Source organism: Streptomyces sp. F63, assembly GCF_018070345.1.
Classification (GTDB): domain Bacteria; phylum Actinomycetota; class Actinomycetes; order Streptomycetales; family Streptomycetaceae; genus Streptomyces.
On record NZ_JAGPXX010000040.1, the window covers coordinates 35,229 to 53,147 of the forward strand.

16 protein-coding genes and 4 pseudogenes are annotated in these 17,919 nt (G+C 70.8%); 13 read left to right on the plus strand and 7 right to left on the minus strand.

The genetic code is table 11. The annotated features are described in order from the left end of the window. Positions 1-278 precede the first annotated feature (278 nt). The 4 genes and pseudogenes from KBZ10_RS26570 (at position 279) to KBZ10_RS26585 (ending at position 4,659) form a co-directional block, all read left to right on the plus strand. On the plus strand, positions 279-752 hold the full coding sequence (locus KBZ10_RS26570) for a hypothetical protein (protein ID WP_210990277.1): 474 nt from the start codon (positions 279-281) through the stop codon (positions 750-752). 178 nt (positions 753-930) lie between these two features. Beyond that, the gene (locus KBZ10_RS26575) at positions 931-1,458 is read left to right on the plus strand and encodes a hypothetical protein (protein WP_210990278.1); all 528 of its coding nucleotides are present in this window, start codon (positions 931-933) and stop codon (positions 1,456-1,458) included. Positions 1,459-2,319: 861 nt separating this feature from the next. Next, a complete protein-coding gene (locus KBZ10_RS26580; protein ID WP_210990279.1) occupies positions 2,320-2,718 on the plus strand; it encodes a hypothetical protein in 399 nt (132 codons plus the stop codon). Between the two features lie 434 nt (positions 2,719-3,152). After that, positions 3,153-4,659 (plus strand): annotated as a pseudogene (locus KBZ10_RS26585) (ISL3 family transposase). Between the two features lie 158 nt (positions 4,660-4,817). On the opposite strand, the gene KBZ10_RS26590 reads toward KBZ10_RS26585, so the two are convergent. Next, on the minus strand, positions 4,818-5,255 hold the full coding sequence (locus KBZ10_RS26590; protein ID WP_210990280.1) for a DUF4259 domain-containing protein: 438 nt from the start codon (positions 5,253-5,255) through the stop codon (positions 4,818-4,820). A gap of 759 nt (positions 5,256-6,014) precedes the next feature. Between KBZ10_RS26590 and KBZ10_RS26595 the strand changes: the two genes are divergently transcribed. The 4 genes and pseudogenes from KBZ10_RS26595 to KBZ10_RS26610 form a co-directional block, all read left to right on the plus strand. Further along, positions 6,015-6,494 (plus strand): hypothetical protein, encoded by a 480-nt coding sequence (locus KBZ10_RS26595; protein ID WP_247703031.1) that lies wholly within the window; start codon positions 6,015-6,017, stop codon positions 6,492-6,494. Beyond that, positions 6,491-6,844, plus strand: coding sequence for a hypothetical protein (locus KBZ10_RS26600; RefSeq protein WP_210990282.1), 354 nt, complete (start codon positions 6,491-6,493; stop codon positions 6,842-6,844). The genes KBZ10_RS26595 and KBZ10_RS26600 overlap by 4 nt, the downstream gene beginning before the upstream one ends. Before the next feature lie 603 nt (positions 6,845-7,447). Then, positions 7,448-8,149 carry an IS3 family transposase gene (locus KBZ10_RS26605; RefSeq protein ID WP_247703040.1) on the plus strand — a complete coding sequence of 234 codons (702 nt, stop codon included), beginning with the start codon at positions 7,448-7,450 and terminating at the stop codon, positions 8,147-8,149. Between the two features lie 28 nt (positions 8,150-8,177). Continuing rightward, a pseudogene (locus KBZ10_RS26610) lies at positions 8,178-8,366 on the plus strand (site-specific integrase); the annotation flags it as partial. Positions 8,367-8,466: 100 nt separating this feature from the next. Here KBZ10_RS26610 and KBZ10_RS26615 read toward each other — a convergent pair. Both KBZ10_RS26615 and KBZ10_RS26620 read right to left on the minus strand, forming a co-directional pair. Then, the gene (locus tag KBZ10_RS26615) at positions 8,467-8,805 is read right to left on the minus strand and encodes a hypothetical protein (protein WP_210990285.1); all 339 of its coding nucleotides are present in this window, start codon (positions 8,803-8,805) and stop codon (positions 8,467-8,469) included. 253 nt (positions 8,806-9,058) lie between these two features. Beyond that, a complete protein-coding gene (locus tag KBZ10_RS26620; protein WP_210990286.1) occupies positions 9,059-9,805 on the minus strand; it encodes a hypothetical protein in 747 nt (248 codons plus the stop codon). 212 nt (positions 9,806-10,017) lie between these two features. Between KBZ10_RS26620 and KBZ10_RS29870 the strand changes: the two are divergent. After that, positions 10,018-10,289, plus strand: a pseudogene (locus tag KBZ10_RS29870) (transposase); the annotation flags it as partial. Continuing rightward, positions 10,281-10,962 (plus strand): annotated as a pseudogene (locus KBZ10_RS26625) (SDR family NAD(P)-dependent oxidoreductase); the annotation flags it as partial. The pseudogenes KBZ10_RS29870 and KBZ10_RS26625, both read left to right, overlap by 9 nt. Before the next feature lie 234 nt (positions 10,963-11,196). Here the strand turns inward: KBZ10_RS26625 and KBZ10_RS26630 are convergent. From KBZ10_RS26630 to KBZ10_RS26640, 3 genes are all read right to left on the minus strand, one after another. Continuing rightward, positions 11,197-11,955 carry an SDR family NAD(P)-dependent oxidoreductase gene (locus tag KBZ10_RS26630; RefSeq protein ID WP_210990287.1) on the minus strand — a complete coding sequence of 253 codons (759 nt, stop codon included), beginning with the start codon at positions 11,953-11,955 and terminating at the stop codon, positions 11,197-11,199. Beyond that, positions 11,955-13,139 (minus strand): acyl-CoA dehydrogenase family protein, encoded by a 1,185-nt coding sequence (locus tag KBZ10_RS26635; RefSeq protein ID WP_210990288.1) that lies wholly within the window; start codon positions 13,137-13,139, stop codon positions 11,955-11,957. Before KBZ10_RS26635 ends, KBZ10_RS26630 begins: the two co-directional genes overlap by 1 nt. Positions 13,140-13,455: 316 nt before the next feature. Further along, on the minus strand, positions 13,456-14,028 hold the full coding sequence (locus KBZ10_RS26640; RefSeq protein WP_210990289.1) for a TetR/AcrR family transcriptional regulator: 573 nt from the start codon (positions 14,026-14,028) through the stop codon (positions 13,456-13,458). Between the two features lie 453 nt (positions 14,029-14,481). Between KBZ10_RS26640 and KBZ10_RS26645 the strand changes: the two genes are divergently transcribed. The 3 genes from KBZ10_RS26645 (at position 14,482) to KBZ10_RS26655 (ending at position 17,100) form a co-directional block, all read left to right on the plus strand. Beyond that, entirely contained in the window at positions 14,482-15,468 is a 987-nt protein-coding gene (locus KBZ10_RS26645) for a hypothetical protein (protein ID WP_210990290.1), read from the plus strand. Positions 15,469-15,803: 335 nt separating this feature from the next. Continuing rightward, positions 15,804-16,331: a sigma-70 family RNA polymerase sigma factor gene (locus KBZ10_RS26650; protein WP_210990291.1), complete on the plus strand. Its 528-nt coding sequence runs from the start codon at positions 15,804-15,806 to the stop codon at positions 16,329-16,331. Further along, a complete protein-coding gene (locus KBZ10_RS26655; RefSeq protein WP_210990292.1) occupies positions 16,303-17,100 on the plus strand; it encodes a GerMN domain-containing protein in 798 nt (265 codons plus the stop codon). Before KBZ10_RS26650 ends, KBZ10_RS26655 begins: the two co-directional genes overlap by 29 nt. 206 nt (positions 17,101-17,306) lie before the next feature. Here the strand turns inward: KBZ10_RS26655 and KBZ10_RS26660 are convergent, their stop codons facing one another. Continuing rightward, a complete protein-coding gene (locus KBZ10_RS26660) occupies positions 17,307-17,786 on the minus strand; it encodes a hypothetical protein (protein ID WP_210990293.1) in 480 nt (159 codons plus the stop codon). Between the last annotated feature and the right edge of the window lie 133 nt (positions 17,787-17,919).

Consider the following 17,919-nt stretch of genomic DNA (forward strand, 5'->3'; position numbering starts at 1 on the left):
GCCCGCGCTCCGAGGACGGTGCCCGGAGGGAAGCAGGGCAGGAGAGCTCCCCGCGGAGGTGAGCGGCAAAGGTCGCCGGGCGGTTCGCAGCGGACCGGGCGGCCATGCCGCTCCGTACGCGCTCCTGTACGCCCGGGAGCCGCCGGCCCCGGTGTTCCACCCAGAGCGAGCCATGTCCGGTTTCTCACCTTTGGCCACGATTGTGACGGAGCTGTTTCGCGAGGGAAGTGAGGGTAACCCGGTGCCGGCAGCGACTTCCGAGGAGAGGGGTGGCAGTTGTGCGAGGTGTCCCTGGCAGGCAGTTCTTTCCGGGCCGCCGGTCGGCCCGGTCGGCAGCGGCCCTGCTCCTCGCGGCGGCCGCGCTCGCCGGATGCGGCGGCGACGACACGGCGGAAGGGGAGTCGGGTCTGAACGTCGGCGAGGTCCAGGAGGCGTTCGAACGCGGTGACCCGGAGTCGGTGACCGGGGAGAGAGGAACGTTCAACGCCCGCGTCGAGAACGTGATCTCACCGTGGGCGTTCACCATCGGCGGTGGCGAGTTCGGCGATGCGGATCCGCTGCTGGTCATCGAGGAGGCTATGCCCCCGGTGGACCAGGACGATCGGGTGCGGGTCGAGGGCACTATACACCAGTTCGACTTGTCGCGGGTCCAGAAGGATCTCGGGGTGGATCTCGCGGAGCCGCTCTATCAGGACTTCTCCGGCGAGCCGTATGTGAAGGCCGACAAGATCGCCGAAGACGTCGGCGAGTAGCGGAGCTCCCGCCGCCAGCGAGACGGCCCGCCCGGCGGCAAGCCGGAGAGTTGCGGAGAGAGGAATCCGCCGCGCTCCGGAGTAAGGACCGCACGCCCCTGAGCCCCTTTCGCCGCCCGGATGGAGGCGACCCCGTGGGGTGCGCGAGGCCCGAGAGATTCCCGGCGAGAGGACGAGCATGCGACTCACAGCAGGACACCGCCGCGCGCGGAAGGCCACCCCCCTGTTCCTCGCTCTGGCCCTGGCCGCCGTGCCTCTGGCCGGATGCGGTGAGGAGGGCGGGAACGCCAGGCCCGAGGCCTCCGTGCGCGTCGAGGAGTCCCCTGGGGACGGCGACGGGTACGAGTTCGTCTACGGGGACCTGGCGGAGGGCGAGTTCTGGAACGACGTGGACACCTGGGCGGGCAGGCGGGTGACCATCACCTCCACGGTCCACGACGTCATCGACAGCCACTTCTTCACGATCGCCGGCACCCGGGGCGACGCCCCGAAGGATCTGCCGGTCGTCTCCGCGGCGGCCGTCAGGGAGGGCAGGATCGAGGATGGGGACACCGTGCGGGTCACCGGCACAGTGCGGAAGGCGTTCGACGTCGCGGAGGCGGAGAGGGAACTCGGCCTGGACTGGGAGGACGAGCTCCTCACCGACTGGCAGGACGAGAACTACATCGTCGCATCACGGGTCGACACCTCGGCCAGTCTGGACTGACCGACCCCTGCCGCCGCGCGGGCGAAGAAGCGTGAGCTGCCCACGGTGCCCTTCGGGCCCGAGTCCGCGACGGCCACGAGAGCCGCCGACGGCGCAAGCCCGGCGGGCGGGTCAGCGGTGCGGCGGCGCACGAGCACTGGAGGCACAGGACCTCGCGGTTCAGGTGAGGCCGGCCGACAGGAGCGCCGGAGTCGTGCGCGGGGCAGCCTCCACGTCGGCCCGTGCGGCCGCGGGGGTGGTGCCCGGCCCCGGCCGCAGATTGCCGTGGGGCAGTCCGGCCAGTTCGGCGAGGGCGACGGATCCCGTCCGGAGGCTCCTCCCGCCACCGCTTCAGGAGATCCTGGAAGCCGACGGCGCCGTGCGGGTGGGCGATCGGGTCGTCCGGCCGGGCGCACCTTTCAGCGTTGCAGTAGCCGGGGGCGCACTGGGCGTGGAACCACGCGTGTCGGAGCGGTTCACTGCCAAGCTGGTGGGGTGCGGGAGACGGTCGGGGAACTGGTCAGGCGGCTGCGCCTGGCGCGTGGTTGGAGTCAGCGGCGGCTCGCCGAGGCTCGATCCGAGGCTGCTCCTGGGCGCGTTCCGCCAACGCGCAATGACGTGTCCCGTTGAGGGAGATCGGGACGCGGTCTCCGCGGGAGTGGCTGCCCTTCCTCGCGCGGGTGCTTCAGGTGCCGCGCGAGATGCTGGAGAGGGCGAAGGCCGTTCATCTGGTCGAGTCAACACTGGCCGGACAGCGGACGCGGTGGGATTGGCTCGCGCCGCACTCAAGGATGCGGGTCCGGACGCCCCGGCGAAGGCTCGCGCGCTGTACCTGGACCGTGTCGCCTGGGCACATACCGTGCCGGGCAGGACCGCCTGGCAATGACCGCCCTCGGGGAAGCGGCCGAGGCTCTGTCCGAGGACGCGGCCGGCACCGAATCTCCGTCGTACCTGTACTGGATGGACGCCGGGGAGTTGCAGGTCATGGAGGCCCGCGTCTACACCGAGCTACGGCGCCCGCTGCGGGCCGTGCCGCTGCTGACGGACGTGCTCGGACGCTACGACGCCAGCCACGCCCGGGAGCTGGCGCTGTACCTTTCCTGGCTGGCGGTGGCCTACGCCGACGCCAACGAGCCCGAGGCCGCAGCGGGAACAGCGGGTCGGATGCTTGCCCTGGGGCAGAGCGGCAGCGAACGCACGGCGGAACGCACGAGGATCGTGCTCGATCGCCTGCGGGCCCATCGCGCCGTGCCCGAGGTCGCCGAACTGCTGGAGTCCTGAGCCCCCCGGAGTCGGGCGTCTGTCAGCCGGAGTCAGCCTCCGGCAGATTCCAGACCTCACCCGCGCCCCGCGACCACTCACCACGACGAAGCCGCACCCGCACTCGGCCCCGCTGCCCCTCAGAGAGAGGGCCGGGGTCTGGGGCAGAGCCCCAGAAGGCTTCGCTGTCCGGGCTGTTGCGCGCCCGGATCGGCGGGGCTGCCGCCAGCGGGGCGGAGACAGGAGCGGGCGGCGGCCCCGCAAGGCCGGAGCGCGCGCGGCCCGCGACAGCGGGCCGCCTTGATCAAGTAAAGAAACTCTGAACAGCTCACCCAGGGTCTGTCAATCATTCGGGTCTTCCAAGATTTTCGTAGGCGGTGATCGGGTCAACTGGCCTGTGGCGTCGGCTGGTTGACGGCGTCATCCTGGTGGTGTGTGCGATACGAATGGAAGACCTGTTACCGCAGCTGGCCGCGGTGCGGGTCGATCGTGTGGAGGCCAGCAGTGATCTGCTGCGGATCACGGCCCGGACCTGGGACGATGCCGCAGCTGTCTGCCCGGGGTGCGGGACGGAGTCGGACTGGGTGCACTCCCGGTACGTGCGGCATGTCGCGGACGAGGCGGTGGGTGGCCGGGCCGTCGTCATCGACCTGTCGGTGCGCCGCCTGTACTGCGAGAACTCCGGTTGTCCCAAAACCACCTTCGCCGAGCAGGTCACCGGGTTGACGGTGCGTTACCAGCGGCGCACCCCGGCCCTGCAGCACGTGGTGAACGCGGTGGCGGTGGCGCTGGCGGGATCGGCCGGGGCCCGACTGCTGGCCGTGCTGCACTGCGCGCTGTCCTGGGCAACGGTCCTGAACTGTCTGATGCGCATCCCCGTGCCGTCGGCGGCCATCCCGCGCGTGCTGGGCATCGACGAGTTCGCCCTGCGCCGGGGCCACCGTTACGCCACGATCATCATCGACGCCGCCACGGGCGCGCGTGTCGACGTGCTCGCGGACCGCGCGAAGGAGCCGGTCGCCGCCTGGCTGCGCACGAATGCGGGATTCGAGGTGGTGTGCCGGGACGGGGCCGGCAGCTTCGCCCAGGCCATCACCGACGCGGCACCCCACGTCGTGCAGGTCGCGGACCGCTGGCACCTGTGGCATCTGCTCGGCGAGGCGGCACACAGGGAAGTCCTGGCGCACAGCGCCTGCTGGGCGCCCCTGGGACCACCGATCCGCGAGGGCAGACGCGCGCAGAGCACCCGCGAGCGCTGGCAGCAGGTCCACGATCTGCGAGATCAGGGCGTGGGCCTGCTCGAATGTGCCCGACGCCTGAACCTCGCGCTCAACACCGTCAAACGCTACGCCCGCCACACCGAGCCCGACCGGCTCATCCGGACCCCGCAGTACCGCCCCACTCTGGTCGATCCCTACCGCGAGCACCTGCGCAAACGCCGGGCCGCAGACCCTGCCGTCCCCGTCACCCACCTGCTCGCCGAGATCCGCGAACTCGGCTACACCGGCAGCGCGAATCTCCTGGTCCGCTACATCACCCAGGGCCGCGTCGAAGCCGACCACGCCACCCTCTCCCCGCGGCGCACCGCCCGCCTCCTGCTCACCGATCCCGCCCACCTCAAGGAGGAACAGGCCGCGCTACGCGACGAACCGTCCGCCGCCTGCCCGGAGATGACCGCCCTGGCCACCCAGATCAGCGACTTCGCCGCACTCCTCACCCCCGCAGCGCAATCCCGGGCGGCTGAACGCCTGGATCGCCCGGACCCGCGCGGCCGACCTGCCTTTCCTGCACTCTTTCGCCACCGGCCTGGCACGCGACCGGGCCGCCGTCGACGGCGCCCTCACCCTGCCCTGGCACAACGGACGCACCGAGGGCGTCAACCATAAGATCAAACTGCTCAAGCGCCAGACCTACGGCCGGGCCGGCTTCCCGCTCCTCCGCCAGCGCATCCTGCTCAGCTGATGCTCCGCCAAACCCGGCGATCACCGCCTACGAAAATCTTGGAAGACCCGAACGATTTACAGTCCCTTGCCGTCAGACAGCTGGAGGGCCCGGCCGAAATGAGATTTCGGCCGGGCCCTCCAGTCTTATTTGAGTCTGACTTCGATATTAGCTACCAGCTATCGAGGTTCACCTTCGCCGATGGGGCGCAGTACAGACCGCAAGCGGTCAATCGCGGCCTGAGCCTCAGACCTCTCCTCGGCATCCACCCAGCTTCGCCAGAACCAGCCGTCCGTAGGCAATGCCGCTTCCAGCGCTTGAATGGCAGATGATGCGAGGGCGGGCGTGATTGGTTTCGCTAGCCATTCCGTAACGCTCGGATATTCCTCGTTCCAGGCCAGAGATCGCCCAGCAGGAACATTTGCCGCAACTACCGCAGCAGCAGCCATCACATCCTCTGGCAGCATCGAAGAAGACGAACTCCCGCCCCCCTCAATTGCGGAACGAAACGTCTTCTCCACGACCGCGAGCCGCTGCGGAGCCGACTGTTCTTCCAGGTCATCGAGGAAGTCCTCGGCCGTGTCGCTGTCGAACGGACCCGAACCCCAGGTTCCCATCACTCACTCCAGTTAGAGGATTACGGCAGGTATCCACCGATCGGAACTTCGATCTCTGGGTCTCTTCGGTTAAGGAGAGTTCCACCTCTCGCCTTAACGCCCTGCATCATGGTCTGTTCCATGCGGCGGATGGCCGTCTCGCTTGTCCCGGCAGGCAGAGTGAAGTAGGTGACATTAACTACGTCATCCGATGTGTATCCGGCCTTGCGGACCGCATGTTCGGATCGCATCGACTTATTCACTCGTTCTCTAATGCTCGACGTTGAGCTTCCTACATACTTCGTTCCGTCTTTGAGGTGAATGGTGTAGATGCCCGGCCCGGTCGGCACATCAAACTTCGTACCCGGCCCACAATTCGAGTTGTGAACGAGGACCGGAGTCTCGCCCGCCAGCACATAGTACGTGTGCTGCGCGACCTCTCTCTACCTGCGTTTTCGCAGGTCAAGTGATATTCGGCGGTCCGCTGACGTCCGGCTTCGGCCGGGGTTGTTCGTGGTTGTTGCTGTCACTACTGCCGTCAAGGATCTCGACCCCTCAGGCAGGTTGGAGCCCCGCAGCGGCTCGGCCGTCCGCCGGTTCGGCAGTGCGGGCCAGGGCGGGGCGGGAAGGGTTCGCCGCTCGGAGGGGCAGGCTTCGCTCCCCGTCGGAGGCGACGCGCCGACAGCCCGTTTCTGGTCACCTGTAGAGCAGTGCCCGGACCGCTACCCGCTACCCGCTACCCGCTACCCGAGCCAGGACATCCGAGCTACTGTGGATGTCATGACGACGGCCTACGAGGACGTACCCTTCAGCGAGCTGCTCCACCACCCCGCTGCCACCGCCCGGCGCCTGGATGCGGTCCGCGCACTACGCCTGCGCCGACGCGACGCGGGCGACCTGGCGCTCATTCGCGCCGACCAGCTGGCGCAGGACTCCACCGTGGTCGACTTCACCGCCCGCCTGCTCGCCGGGCTGGTCCGCACCGAGAACACCGCCGCACTGCGACAGGCCCTGCCTGATGCCCTGCCCTGGTCGGTCTTCCTCCCGGAGGACGACGTCGAGGCGATGCTCGGCGAACTCGTGGACACTGCCCGCGGGGCTGCTGCCCTGGAGAACTTGGCTCCCATCGCGCTGCTGCTGGCCCAGTGGCGGCACAGTGCCGAGATCTACGCCGATCCGGCCCTGCACGACTTCCTCACCAGAGAGCCCGACGGCGACCTCGGCCCTGTCCCCGTACCCGAAGGCGAGACCGCCGAGTGAGCCCCAAGCGCGGTGACCGCGCGGCCCCACCCCCGATCGGCGACGAATTCGACCTGCGCTTCGCCAACACCGAAGCGGCCAACGGCTGGGACCACCTCTCCCGCCACGCCGCAGGCAACCTCCGCCGCGCCTTCGACAAGATCCGATCCGCCCCGCGGGCCGCCGACGACCCCGAGCGCCACCACCGCCTCAAGGGCAAGCTCGGCGCTACGGTCTGGAAGGGACAGACGCTGGAGCGCTGGCAGTACGAGGTCACCGGCGGCGGCCGCATCTGGTACCTGGTCGACGACGCCAACCGCACCGCCTGGATCACCTACGCAGGCACCGGACACCCCAAAGCCACCGACTGATCGCCCTTCACCTCCTGTCCACCTGCCGCAGCCACGATCCGCGCGGGTGTTGGCGCGGCCTTGGGCCGGTGGCCTGCCCGATCCAGGGCCCCGCCCCGGGCAAGTGGGCGGTCCGGAGGCTTTCAGCGGCTCGGCGCTCGACTTCCGGGGCGGCCCTCGGTCGGCATGCGGCGGGGCTGGTGCGTCGGTCAGTCCGGCAGCGCGGGGGTCGTGACGGAAGGCGGTCCGGCTGACGGCGAGTGGCCGGGAGCTTCACGCTCCCCTGCCAGAGGCAACGTCGGCCACCGCCCTCGGTGAGCCTGGCGATGTACGCGAAGGGTCGGCCCCCTGGTCGGCCCTGTGCCTGCGATCCGGCCGTAGGACGGTCGTGGGCGACAACTTGCTGTGCGACACGCAAGGGCTCCAGCGCCCACAACTTGCGCCCGGCAGAGCCAGGTTGAGCCCCGCTCACGCCCAAGACCGGCAGCCCGCCGACACTCGGCACGAGCGTCGGCTGCTCATCCGACGGCGGGGCTTGTCGGCGACGGCGGCCCGCACCAGCGGGCGGGAACCGCCTTGAACCTCGTACAGAAAATCTGAACGCACACGCCGGGCGGCCCCGGGCTGAACCGCCAGGGGCATGCGGTGGCCCGCTGCACGGTCGAGCGCCTGATGCGCGAGCTCGGCATCGCCGGCGCGGTGCGCGGCAGACGCGTTATCACCACGATCCCTGGCGGACAGGTCCAGCGGGCCCCCAACCTGGTCGACCGCGACTTCGTCGCCGTCGCTCCAAACCGGTGCTGGGTGGCGGACTTCACCCATGTGAAGACGTGGTCCGCGACCGTCTATGTCGCGTTCGTCGTGGACACCTTCTCCCGCCGGATCGTCGGCTGGTCCGCGGCCACCGTGAAGGAGACCGTCTTCGTGCTGGACGCCCTGGAGATGGCCGTCTGGCAACGCGACCGCGACAAACAGCCAGTCCAGCCGGGCGAGTTGATCCATCACTCGGACGCCGGGTCGCACTACACATCGTTCAAGCTTGCCGAGCACTTGGACGCCGCCGGCATCGCGGCGAGCATCGGATCCGTCGGTGACGCGTACGACAACGCCCTCATGGAGTCCACGATCGGCCTGTTCAAAACCGAGTTGATCAAGCCCCAGCGCCCCTGGAAGACGCTCTCCCAGGTCGAGCTGGCCACCGCTGAGTGGGTCGACTGGTACAACCACCGAAGACTCCACGGTGAAATAGGCCACATCCCGCCCGTCGAATACGAAGCCAACCACTACACCGAACTCACGAAACCCCAGGTCATCACCGCAATCTGAGACCTCTACCGAACCCGGAGCGGTTCACCTGGAACAGGGCGTCGACCTCGTCGTGATCAAGGAACTCCTCGGCCACGCCCACATCGGCGTCACCGCCGGCGTCTACGCGCACGTCCGACTCCGCCTCCAACGCCAAGCCATCGACACCCTCGGCAACACCCTCGGCTCAGCGGACGACGGCCCCGAAAACCCACCTGCCGCAGCCGTCGTCCGCTGACGTTGCCGTCAGCGTTGCCGTCAAAGACCAGGATGCCCCTTTCTCCACCAATCGGGAAAGGGGCATCCTGCCTCACTATTCGACAGCGCCTACGAGCGAGCTAGCTTTCGTCCAGGAACTGCAAGACTCCTTCAGGTCCGCCTGAATCGATAATCCCCTTGAAGGAATCCAGCATCGCAGCCAGACCCCCCTCCGGAATGATCACGAGATCGGGACACTGAAAATATGCCCCGCCGGAGCATTCTCCAGTCTCCTTCCATCGATCCATCACTTGCGCGATCGCGCGCAGCGTCATGAACGTGGCGCTCCACCGTGTCCCATCCGGGAGGGTGAGTTCCGCGTCTACATTCTCAACGGTTTCCTTGTCGTCCTCTGCACCCAACATGAAGAGCGCACTGAACTGCTGGTTCTCTACGCGGTAGAGAGGATCACTGGCCATAGAGCTGATTCAGCCTCGCAATCACCTTGGACTCGTTCGCTTTATCGGACTTCCCGACGACCTGGATCCCTCCGTCAACGTTCCGGAAGAACAGGCGACCGCCGTTCCTTCCTCGCGCGTAGGTGACATCCGTTCCGGCCAACGCCTTACTTCCGAGGCCCGGATTCATATTTCCGCGCGACAGCTGCTGAAACAGGCTGTCCAGATCGGCCTGAACCTTCTGATTCTTCCCTGCCTGCTGTGCGGGGGCCTGTCAAACGAGCGGTGTAACCGGGCCCTCCGTCGTGGCCGCGCTCTGCAGCGCGGCTCCTAAGGGGGTGGTCTGCTGCTCACCGGCGGCTCCGGCGGAGTCCCACATCTGGGCGGGCGGTGCCCTGAAGACCGTTTTGCCGTCCGCGTCGACGGCGGCCAGGTTCCCCGCGGATCCTTCCCGGACCGTCAGCTCGCTGGTCTTGAGGGTGTAGTCGATGCGTTCCAGTTCCGGGTTGGCGGCCGCCTCGGGGGTCTTGACCAGCAGAAGGTGCCTGAAACCCTCGGTGGAGGCGGTCACCTGCAGATCGACATCGGGCAGGACCTCGCGGTACAGGGCGCTGGTGCCGTCCAGTTCCGGTTCCGGCAGGTCCCCGGGCCAGCCCAGTTCCAGCGACCGCCCCCGGTTGGTGATCTCGGCCAGAGGGTCGTTGGAGCCGCCGCCGGAGAAGACCATCTCCGCGGCCGATGCCTTCGGCCCCACGGTGCCGTCCGCCCGGGCCTCCAGCGTCGGGTCCGGTGCCTGCCATCCGCCGTCCGGCTTGGCCACCCGCACCGGCACCGAGGACTCCTCCAGGGTGAAGGTGAACCCGTCGGGGTTGGCGAACACCGTCGTGCGCTCGGACCGCTCGCCGGTGACCTCCACCCGCTGGCCGCTCTGCTGGGCCTCCGCCAGGGCCTGCTGGCCTTCCGACAGCGCCGGGGATCCCTCCGTCACCGTGGTGGCCTCGGCCAGCGAGATCGGCCCCATGGATAACAGCGCTACCGCGAGCGTGACCCCAGCGGCCTCGGGTATCCGTCTTCGAGACCGTCGTACCGTGAGCACGGCACGACGGTCTCGCTTCATCCCCACCACAGATCCACCCCGGCTCTACAAGATCTTCACAGACCAGGAGACCTTACACCGATGCATTCATGAGCATGTCAGATGAATACGCTTCGCGATCAAGATCCCGGGCTGGCCACCTGGCCCGGTTCGTCGGGACCTGGTCGACCAGACGCTCGACCTCACGTCGATCCTGGCCGACTACACGGAAAGTCGCGGCCACCCGTCCTGCGACCCACGGCTGACGGTGCGCCTGCTGATCTACGGCTACACCACCGGCATCCGTTCCTCCCGGGCGATCCAGCGCCACTGCGTCGACGACGCCGCCTTCCGGTTCCCGGCCGCCGACCAGGCCCCCGACTTCCGCTCGATCGCCCGCTTCCGACGCCGCCACCTCGACGCGCTCGCCCTCGCCGCGCAGGGCGGCCGTGTCGTGGTGGCAGACCTCAACGCCGAAGGCGCCAGCGGGGTCGTCGAGGAGGCAGGCGGCACGGCGGTGGCCGTCAGGGTGACCTGAGCGACCAGGCCGTCGTGGACCGGGTGACGGCGACGGCGGTCGAGCGGTTCGGCGGAGTGGACATCCTGGTGAACAACGCCGGGATCCTGGACAGCATGTCGGCGGTGGCCGACGTGACCGACGCCGAGTGGGAACGGGTCGTCCGGGTCAACCTCACCGCGCTCTTCCTCCTCCCCCGCGCCGTCCTGCCGCACATGCTGGCCGCGGGCCGCGGCGCCATGGTGAACACCGCCTCCGAGGCCTCCCTGCGCGGCAGCGCGGCGGGCGCCGCGTAACACGGCCTCCAGGCACGGTGTGGTGGGTTGACGACGTCGCTGGCGGTGATGAACGGCCAGACGGCATCCGCGCCAACGCCCTCTGCCCCGGCGGCACCGCGACCGGGATCACCGTGAACGCCGACCAGGCCGCGCACGGACCGGCCTCGCTCGGCCCGCACTTCGTCAACCTCGGACGGCTGGCGCAGCCTGAGGAGCAGGCCGCAGTGATCCTGTTCCTGGCTTCGGAGGCCGCGAGCAACGTCAACGGCGCGATCCTGCCCGTCGACGACGGCTGGTCCGCGGACTGATACCCCTGGCCGGGGCGCACTCGGCACACGACCACGCGTCGTCCGGGGGGGTTCCCGGTGCAAGGCGGCGATCCGGACATCCCCGGTCCCCGGGCCGGTTCGACGAGGGCCCGGTCACGCGAGGACACGACGGACCCGGCGGACACGGAATGGCGCCGCCGCACCCGTGACGCCATGGGTGCGGCGGCGCCTCGTCGTGGTCGGGCCGGGGGCGGTGCGCCCCGGCCGGTACGGCTAGCGCGGGGCCATGCGCAGGGCGCCGTCCATGCGGATCGTCTCGCCGTTGAGGTAGTCGTGGTCGATGATCGCGAGGGCGAGCTTGGCGTACTCCTCGGGGGCGGCGAGGCGCTGCGGGAACGGCACGCCGGCGGCGAGCCCGGCCCGGAACTCCTCGGACACGGTGGCCAGCATGGGCGTCTCGACGATGCCCGGCGCGATGGTGCAGACCCGGATGCCGTACTGGGCGAGGTCGCGGGCGGCCGGCAGGGTCAGCCCGACGATGCCGCCCTTGGAGGAGGCGTAGGCGGCCTGGCCGACCTGGCCCTCGTAGGCGGCGATGGAGGCGGTGTTGACGACGACGCCGCGCTGGCCGTTCTCGTCGGCCCCGGTCTGCGCGATGGCCTCGGCGGCGAGCGCGAGGACGTTGAAGGAGCCGATCAGGTTGACCTGGACGATCTTGGCGTAGAGGCCGAGGTCGTGCACCCCCTTCTTGCCCAGGATGCGCATGGACGGGCCGATGCCGGCGCAGTTGACGACGGTGCGCAGCGGGACGCCGGAGGAGGCCGCCTCGGTGACGGCGGCCCGGACCTCGTCGCCGTCGGTGACATCGGTCGGCACATAGCTGATGCCGGCCGCCTCCGGAGCCTTCTCGATGCTCGCGGGGAGGTCGAGGGCGAAGACCTTCGCTCCCTGCTTCACCAGGGCGGCGGCGGTCGCCGCGCCCAGGCCGGAGGCCCCGCCGGTGACGATGGCGGCGGTGTTCTCGATACGCATTACTGCTGCTCCTTGTTCCGCACGGTGATGATGCCGCGGCTGTCCTTCTTCAGCGCGCGGCTGATCACCATGCGCTGGATCTGGTTGGTGCCCTCGAAGATCTGCATCACCTTGGCCTCCCGCATGTAGCGCTCCACGGGGAAGTCACGGGTGTAGCCGTAGCCGCCGAGGACCTGGACGGCGTCGGTGGTGACCTTCATGGCGTTGTCCGTCGCGACCATCTTCGCGACCGACGCCTCGCGGCTGAACGGCAGCCCCAGGTCCTTCAGCCGGGCGGCGGCCAGGGTGACGGCGCGGGCGGCGTCGACGGCGGCGGCCATGTCGGCCAGGACGAAGGCGAGCCCCTGGTGCTCGATGATCGGCTTGCCGAAGGTCTCCCGCTCCTGGGCGTAGCGCAGGGCGTGGTCGAGGGCGCCCTGGGCGAGGCCGGTGGCGACGGCCGCGATGCCGAGCCGCCCGGAGTCGAGGCCGGCGAGGGCGATCTGCAGGCCCTGGCCCTCGGCGCCGATGCGGCGGTGCCGGGGGATGCGGACGTTGTCGAAGCGCATGGTGGCGGTGGCCGAGCCGGTCAGGCCCATCTTGCGCTCGGGCGGGTCGGCGGAGAGCCCGGGGGTGTCGGCCGGGACGAGGAAGCAGGAGATGCCGTGCGACCTGTCCTCGGAGGTGCGGGCCATGACCGTGTAGAAGTCGGCGTAGCCGCCGTGGGTGGTCCACGCCTTGCTGCCGTTCAGCACGTAGTGGTCGCCGTCACGGACGGCGCGGGTGCGCATCGCCGCGGGGTCCGAACCGGCGTGCGGCTCGGAGAGGCAGTACGCGCCGAGGGTCTCGCCGCCGAGCATCCCGGGGAGCCACTCCTCCTTCTGCTCGTCCGTGCCGAACGCGGTGAGGGCGAAGCAGGAGAGGGCGTGCACGGAGACGCCGACGCCGATGCTGGACCAGACCGCCCCGATCTCCTCCAGCATCTGCAGGTAGACCTCGTAGGGCTGCCCGCCGCCGCCGAAGTCCTCCGGGTAGGGGAGACCGAGGAGGCCGGCGCGGCCAAGGGTGCGGAAGACGTCGCGGGGGAACTTCTCGTTGGCCTCCCACTCGGCGGCGCGGGGGGCGAGTTCCTTCTCGGCGAGTTCACGGGTCAGACCGATGAGGTCGGCGGCTTCCCTTGTGGGGAGCGTTCGCGTTGCGGGCATGGTTGCCGTCCCTTGAGTGATACTGGAGCCGATACGAGAGTATCGCTACGGGTACGGTCCTGGCCAGCGGGGAGTCCCCGGGCGGACGCCCTGAGGGCCTGCTTCCACCATCCGGTTCCCGGCCGGCTGCGCAGGGGCCCGCTTCCGGTGGCCGCGTTCGGCGGGGCCGCTTCCGGCCGTCCCGCTTCCGCCGGGCCCGCTTCCAGGAGCCCGCGCCGGTGGGGCCCCGCCCTCTCCCCGGGCCGGCCGGGGGCGCGCAGCCGCGCCGGCGCCCGGTCCGGGGCGCGGGGCAGGCCGGGCGGCAGTCCCGGTCCGGTCAGGACGAGACGGCGTGCACGATCAGTGAGGCCAGTTCGGCGTACGCGTCCGCGTCGCTCAGCCCCGTGTTCGCGGTGACCCCGCCCCGCTGGATCTCCTGCATCGTGGCCGCGACGACCTCGCCCACGAAGGCGGCGTGGACGTCACGGAAAGCGCCCGCCGCCACCCCCTCCGTGATCAGCTGCCGCACCCGGGCGGACGCGTGGCGGGTGTTGGCCTCGTAGACCTCGCGGGCGGGCGCGAACTCCGCCATGTCGTCGAGGAAACGGCGGGAAAGCGGCCGGAGCTGCTCCGAGACGGCGTTCAGATAGACCACCACGCGCTCCGCCGGGGCGGAGGTGTCGGCGACCTGCTTCTCCACGGCCTCGGTCGCCGCCCGGAAGTAGTACTTCACCGCCTCGCGGACCAGCTCCTGCTTGCTGCCCGCGAGTTGGTACAGCGTCGTCTTGGAGCAGCGGAGCCGCTCGGCCAGGTCGTCGAGGGTGAAGGAGGCGAAGCCCTCGGCCGCGACCAGCGCGACCAGCCGCCGGAGCAGATCGCTCTGGCGCGCGGTACGGCGGGCGGACGGCATGGCGTCAGGGTATCCGGTGGCTCCGGGCCGCTCGCCGGGCCGGCTGCCGGAGGCGCCGGTGCCGTCACACCCACCGCACCCGCCGCCACCGCACCCGTCACACCCACCGCACTCACCGCACTCACTGCACCCGTCACACCCACCGCACCCGGCCGCCGTCGTCCCGGGGTGCGTACCGGTGCGGTGCCGGCGCCGGAGCGGGGCGGCGGCCCGCCCCAGCGCGCGCCCCCGACCCCGCTCCCGCGCGGGTCCGCCCCGCGGAGTGTCCTCGTCCGCGGTGAAACCCCACAGCCGCCTGCGGAGTGTCCTTCCCGAACCGAGGCGCGAGACCCCGTAACCCACCGCCGGCACCGGCGCGCCCGGCCCGCGGAGCCGTACCGCCCGCCGGCGGACCGGCCCGCGCCGGGAGACGCGTCACGCGCGCCGGGAGAGACAGCACCAAGGAGCCGCACCATGAACCACCGCCGTCCGCACCAGCGCCTCCGGGCCCTGATCGCCGCCCTGGTCGCGGCCACCGCCCTGGGAGCCGCCGGGACGACAGCCCTGGCCGGCCCGGCCGACACCACCGATCCGGCCGGCACCACCGTGCCCCGGGAGGCGGCCGCCGCGAAGCCCAAGGTGTGGGTGGTCAGCGATCTGAGCAGACCCGGCGGAGGCACGGACCGGGACGACATCGTCGCCCTCGCCGCCATGACCTCCTACCGGGAGCAGCTCCGCGTCCGGAGAGTGGTCGTCGGCTCCACCACCGTCGGCATCGACTGCGACGCCGCCCTGGACTACGCGAAGGAGGCCTCGGCGGGGAAGTTCGGCCGCCGCGTGGTCAAGGCCTCCACCTGCGCGGACCCGGAGGGATTCACCACCTGCGACGACCGCAACCCGTGGGTGGACAACCCGCCGGCGACCGTCCGCGCCCTCGTCCGCGCCATCCGGGCCGGCGGCCTGACCGTCCTCAACTGGGGGCCGATGACCGAGACGGCCGGCGCCGTGTGCTGGCTGGAGAAGAACGCCCCCGCCGACCTGTCCGAGGTCACCGTCGTCTCGCACTGGACCGACACCAGCCCCGGCTACGACCACTCGTACAACTGCAACAAGGACGCCTCGGCCTGCGCCTACCTCCACCGGGCGGCGGCCCGCCCGGACCACCGGATCCGGCTCGTCGAACTCGGCGCCGCCGGGCAGAAGTTCGTCGACCGGGCCAATGACGAGTGCGGCGCCGACACCTCGGTCCCGGACACCGGGCTCGGCAGGTACCTCAACACCACCAAGGACACCGGCACCCCGGACCTGTCCGACGGCGCGACCTTCCTGGTGCCGCTCCTCGGCGGCCTCGGCGGGTACGAGACCGACGGCACGGACAACCGCAACTTCACCAGGGCGTACCGGTCGCTCTGCGACGCCGCACCGGGGATCTTCGACCATCTCCGCGCCCATCTGACCTGACCGGCCCGAGTGCCGTCGCCGGACCCCGCGGCCCCGGACCGCGGGGTCCGGCACGTGCATGGGAGCACGGCCGCGGCGGCCGCCGAAAGGGCCGCCGGCGGGGGTTCGTTAAGCGCGCGTTGTCTGCCCCTGAGCCGTTCCTTCATCCGCCCCGAACACCTGGCTCCGCCGCCCGGCCCGCCGCCACGCTCGGCTCCGGTGGCTTCCGCCGCGGCGGGCGCCCTGGTGTGCCCGGCGCCGCGCCGCTCACCGGCGGCGCGAGCCGGACCTTCCTCAACGGCCCGGACTCGGCCCGCCACGCGGCGCCGGCCACCGGAGCCGACCCAGGAGTTGCGATGGCCGACACAACGGAGTTCGAGATCTTCTACGCCACGACATACCGCCGCGTGGTCGCCCAGGTCTACCTCATGACCGGGGACGCCCACGACGCCGAGGAGTGCAGCCAGGAGGCCTTCTCCCGGGCCATGGTCCGCTGGGAGCGGATCAGCGGGTACGAGGCGCCCTACGCCTGGGTGCGGCGCGTCGCCTTCAACCTGGCCTGTTCCCGGATGCGGCAGGCCCGGCGCGCGATGACGGCCCTGGTCCGGATGGGCCCGCCGCCCAGTCACCCGCCGGCCGACGTGAACACTGTCCTGGTGGTGGAGGCGGTCCGCACCCTGCCGGTGAAATACCGTCAGGTTCTCGTCCTCCACCATCTGCTCGACCTGCCGGTCCGGGAGGTGGCGGAGGAACTCGGCGTCCCCGAGGCCACGGTGAAGACCCGGCTGGCCCGCGGACGGCGGCGGCTGTCCGACATCCTGGAGGACCGGGACGCGTGCTGGGAGGAGGTGGGCCATGGACGGCAGGAGGCCGCACGGGCCTGATCCGCTGCGACGGCTGCACGACGCCGCCGACGCGATGCACCGCCACGCCACCCCGCCGGCCGTGGCGGCGCTGCGCGCCCGGGTGCGCCGGCGCAGGGTGCGCCGCACCTGGCTGACCGTGGCCACGACGCTGGTCGCGGGCGTCGCCGGGTGGCAACTGCTCCAGCCGGGCGCGGACTCCGGACCGGCGGTGTCCGGCACCGTCGCCGCCCCTCCCGCCCCGGCCCCGCCGCCGGACACCGGCCGGCCCTCCGCTGCTCCGCGCCCGTCCTCCCCGGCCCCGTCCGCCCCGGACCGGCGGAGCCCGGAGGCGGAACAGCCGCCGGCGGGCCCCGGCCCCGCCCCGTCCACCGCCCCCGCCCGGCGCACGGTGACCGTGTACGTGCTCCGCCCCCGGCCCGGCGAGCGCTGTCCCGGGACCGTCGCCGTGCGACGCACGGTGGACGCCGCCTCGCCCGCCCTCGGCGCGCTGCGGGCGCTGCTGGACGGGACGACCCCCGCGGAGGAGCGCCGCGGGCTGTCGTCCGCCTTCGACGGGGACGCCTGGCGCCTGACCCGCCTGCGGCTGGAGGGCACGACCGCGCACGTCGACTTCCGGTCGATGACCGGGGTGCTCCCCGCGCGGGACAGCTGCGAGGTGACGAAGATCATGACCCCGATCCGGCGCACGCTCCAGGGGTTCCCCTGGATCGACGACGTCAGGGTGAGCCTGCGCGGCAGCGAGCGGGCCTTCCGCCGGGACGTCCTCCACATCGACGAAGGGAAGTGAAACCCCGCCGGCCGCCGTGGAGTGTCGTCCGGGAGGGGCGGCCGGCACGCCGGCCGCCCCGTACCGATCCCGGAACGCGAGGAAGGCCCCCCATGGCACGACACAACCGCACCTCACACCGCCGGCTGAAGGCGGGCGGAGCCGCCGTCGCCGCGGCCTGCATCGCCGCCGCCGGCACCGCCGCCCTGGCCGGTACGCCGGGTGAACTACCCGAAGGACAGGGCGGGCGACCCGCTGATGTCGAAACCACCGATGCGGGCGGCGTTGGCCTCCGTGATGACCGTGCCGCCGATGCGCAGGCCCCTCACCTCCAGCTCCAGCGGGGCCCGGGACCGGTGCACGAGGTTGCGGGGCAGGCTCTTCTCCCCGTTGCCCCGCAGACGGCCGATCTCCGCGGTGGTGAACAGCCGGTCCACGGTGGTGTCGATCAGCCGGATGCCGCGGAAGGCCTGGTCGGCCCGCTCGTTGGAGAGCGCCACGATCCGGGTGACGGGCCCCATGACGCGGGTCCCCCGGATCGTGACGTCGCTGATCGTCCCGGAGCCGCCGTTCTCCCGGTAGTTCAGCACACCCCAGTTGGCGTTGGTGCCCGTCCACTCCGCGTGCAGGACCGTGTTGCCGCTCGCCGTGACACCGGAGACGGTCTTGCCGTACCAGCCGAGCTGGAAGACCGCGCCGTTGTCCATCAGGACCTAGCCAGGGGACGCCCCGCTTTAGCGGGGTGGGGAATGGCTTCTGAGCCCTGCTCTGACCTCAACTGTGCGCACGGATCTGCACTGTTCACCTGAGCCCACCTTTCTGTCGCACTAGACCTGCGAC

What these genes read in the sequence shown, in the direction of transcription:
- KBZ10_RS26575 (WP_210990278.1), top strand. Translation starts at nt 931, where the DNA reads ATGCGACTCACAGCAGGACACCGCCGCGCGCGGAAGGCCACCCCCCTG.
- KBZ10_RS26580 (WP_210990279.1), top strand. Translation starts at nt 2,320, where the DNA reads ATGACCGCCCTCGGGGAAGCGGCCGAGGCTCTGTCCGAGGACGCGGCC.
- KBZ10_RS26590 (WP_210990280.1), bottom strand. Translation starts at nt 5,255, where the DNA reads ATGGGAACCTGGGGTTCGGGTCCGTTCGACAGCGACACGGCCGAGGAC.
- KBZ10_RS26595 (WP_247703031.1), top strand. Translation starts at nt 6,015, where the DNA reads ATGACGACGGCCTACGAGGACGTACCCTTCAGCGAGCTGCTCCACCAC.
- KBZ10_RS26615 (WP_210990285.1), bottom strand. Translation starts at nt 8,805, where the DNA reads ATGGCCAGTGATCCTCTCTACCGCGTAGAGAACCAGCAGTTCAGTGCG.
- KBZ10_RS26620 (WP_210990286.1), bottom strand. Translation starts at nt 9,805, where the DNA reads ATGGGGCCGATCTCGCTGGCCGAGGCCACCACGGTGACGGAGGGATCC.
- KBZ10_RS26630 (WP_210990287.1), bottom strand. Translation starts at nt 11,955, where the DNA reads ATGCGTATCGAGAACACCGCCGCCATCGTCACCGGCGGGGCCTCCGGC.
- KBZ10_RS26635 (WP_210990288.1), bottom strand. Translation starts at nt 13,139, where the DNA reads ATGCCCGCAACGCGAACGCTCCCCACAAGGGAAGCCGCCGACCTCATC.
- KBZ10_RS26640 (WP_210990289.1), bottom strand. Translation starts at nt 14,028, where the DNA reads ATGCCGTCCGCCCGCCGTACCGCGCGCCAGAGCGATCTGCTCCGGCGG.
- KBZ10_RS26645 (WP_210990290.1), top strand. Translation starts at nt 14,482, where the DNA reads ATGAACCACCGCCGTCCGCACCAGCGCCTCCGGGCCCTGATCGCCGCC.
- KBZ10_RS26650 (WP_210990291.1), top strand. Translation starts at nt 15,804, where the DNA reads ATGGCCGACACAACGGAGTTCGAGATCTTCTACGCCACGACATACCGC.
- KBZ10_RS26655 (WP_210990292.1), top strand. Translation starts at nt 16,303, where the DNA reads ATGGACGGCAGGAGGCCGCACGGGCCTGATCCGCTGCGACGGCTGCAC.
- KBZ10_RS26660 (WP_210990293.1), bottom strand. Translation starts at nt 17,786, where the DNA reads ATGGACAACGGCGCGGTCTTCCAGCTCGGCTGGTACGGCAAGACCGTC.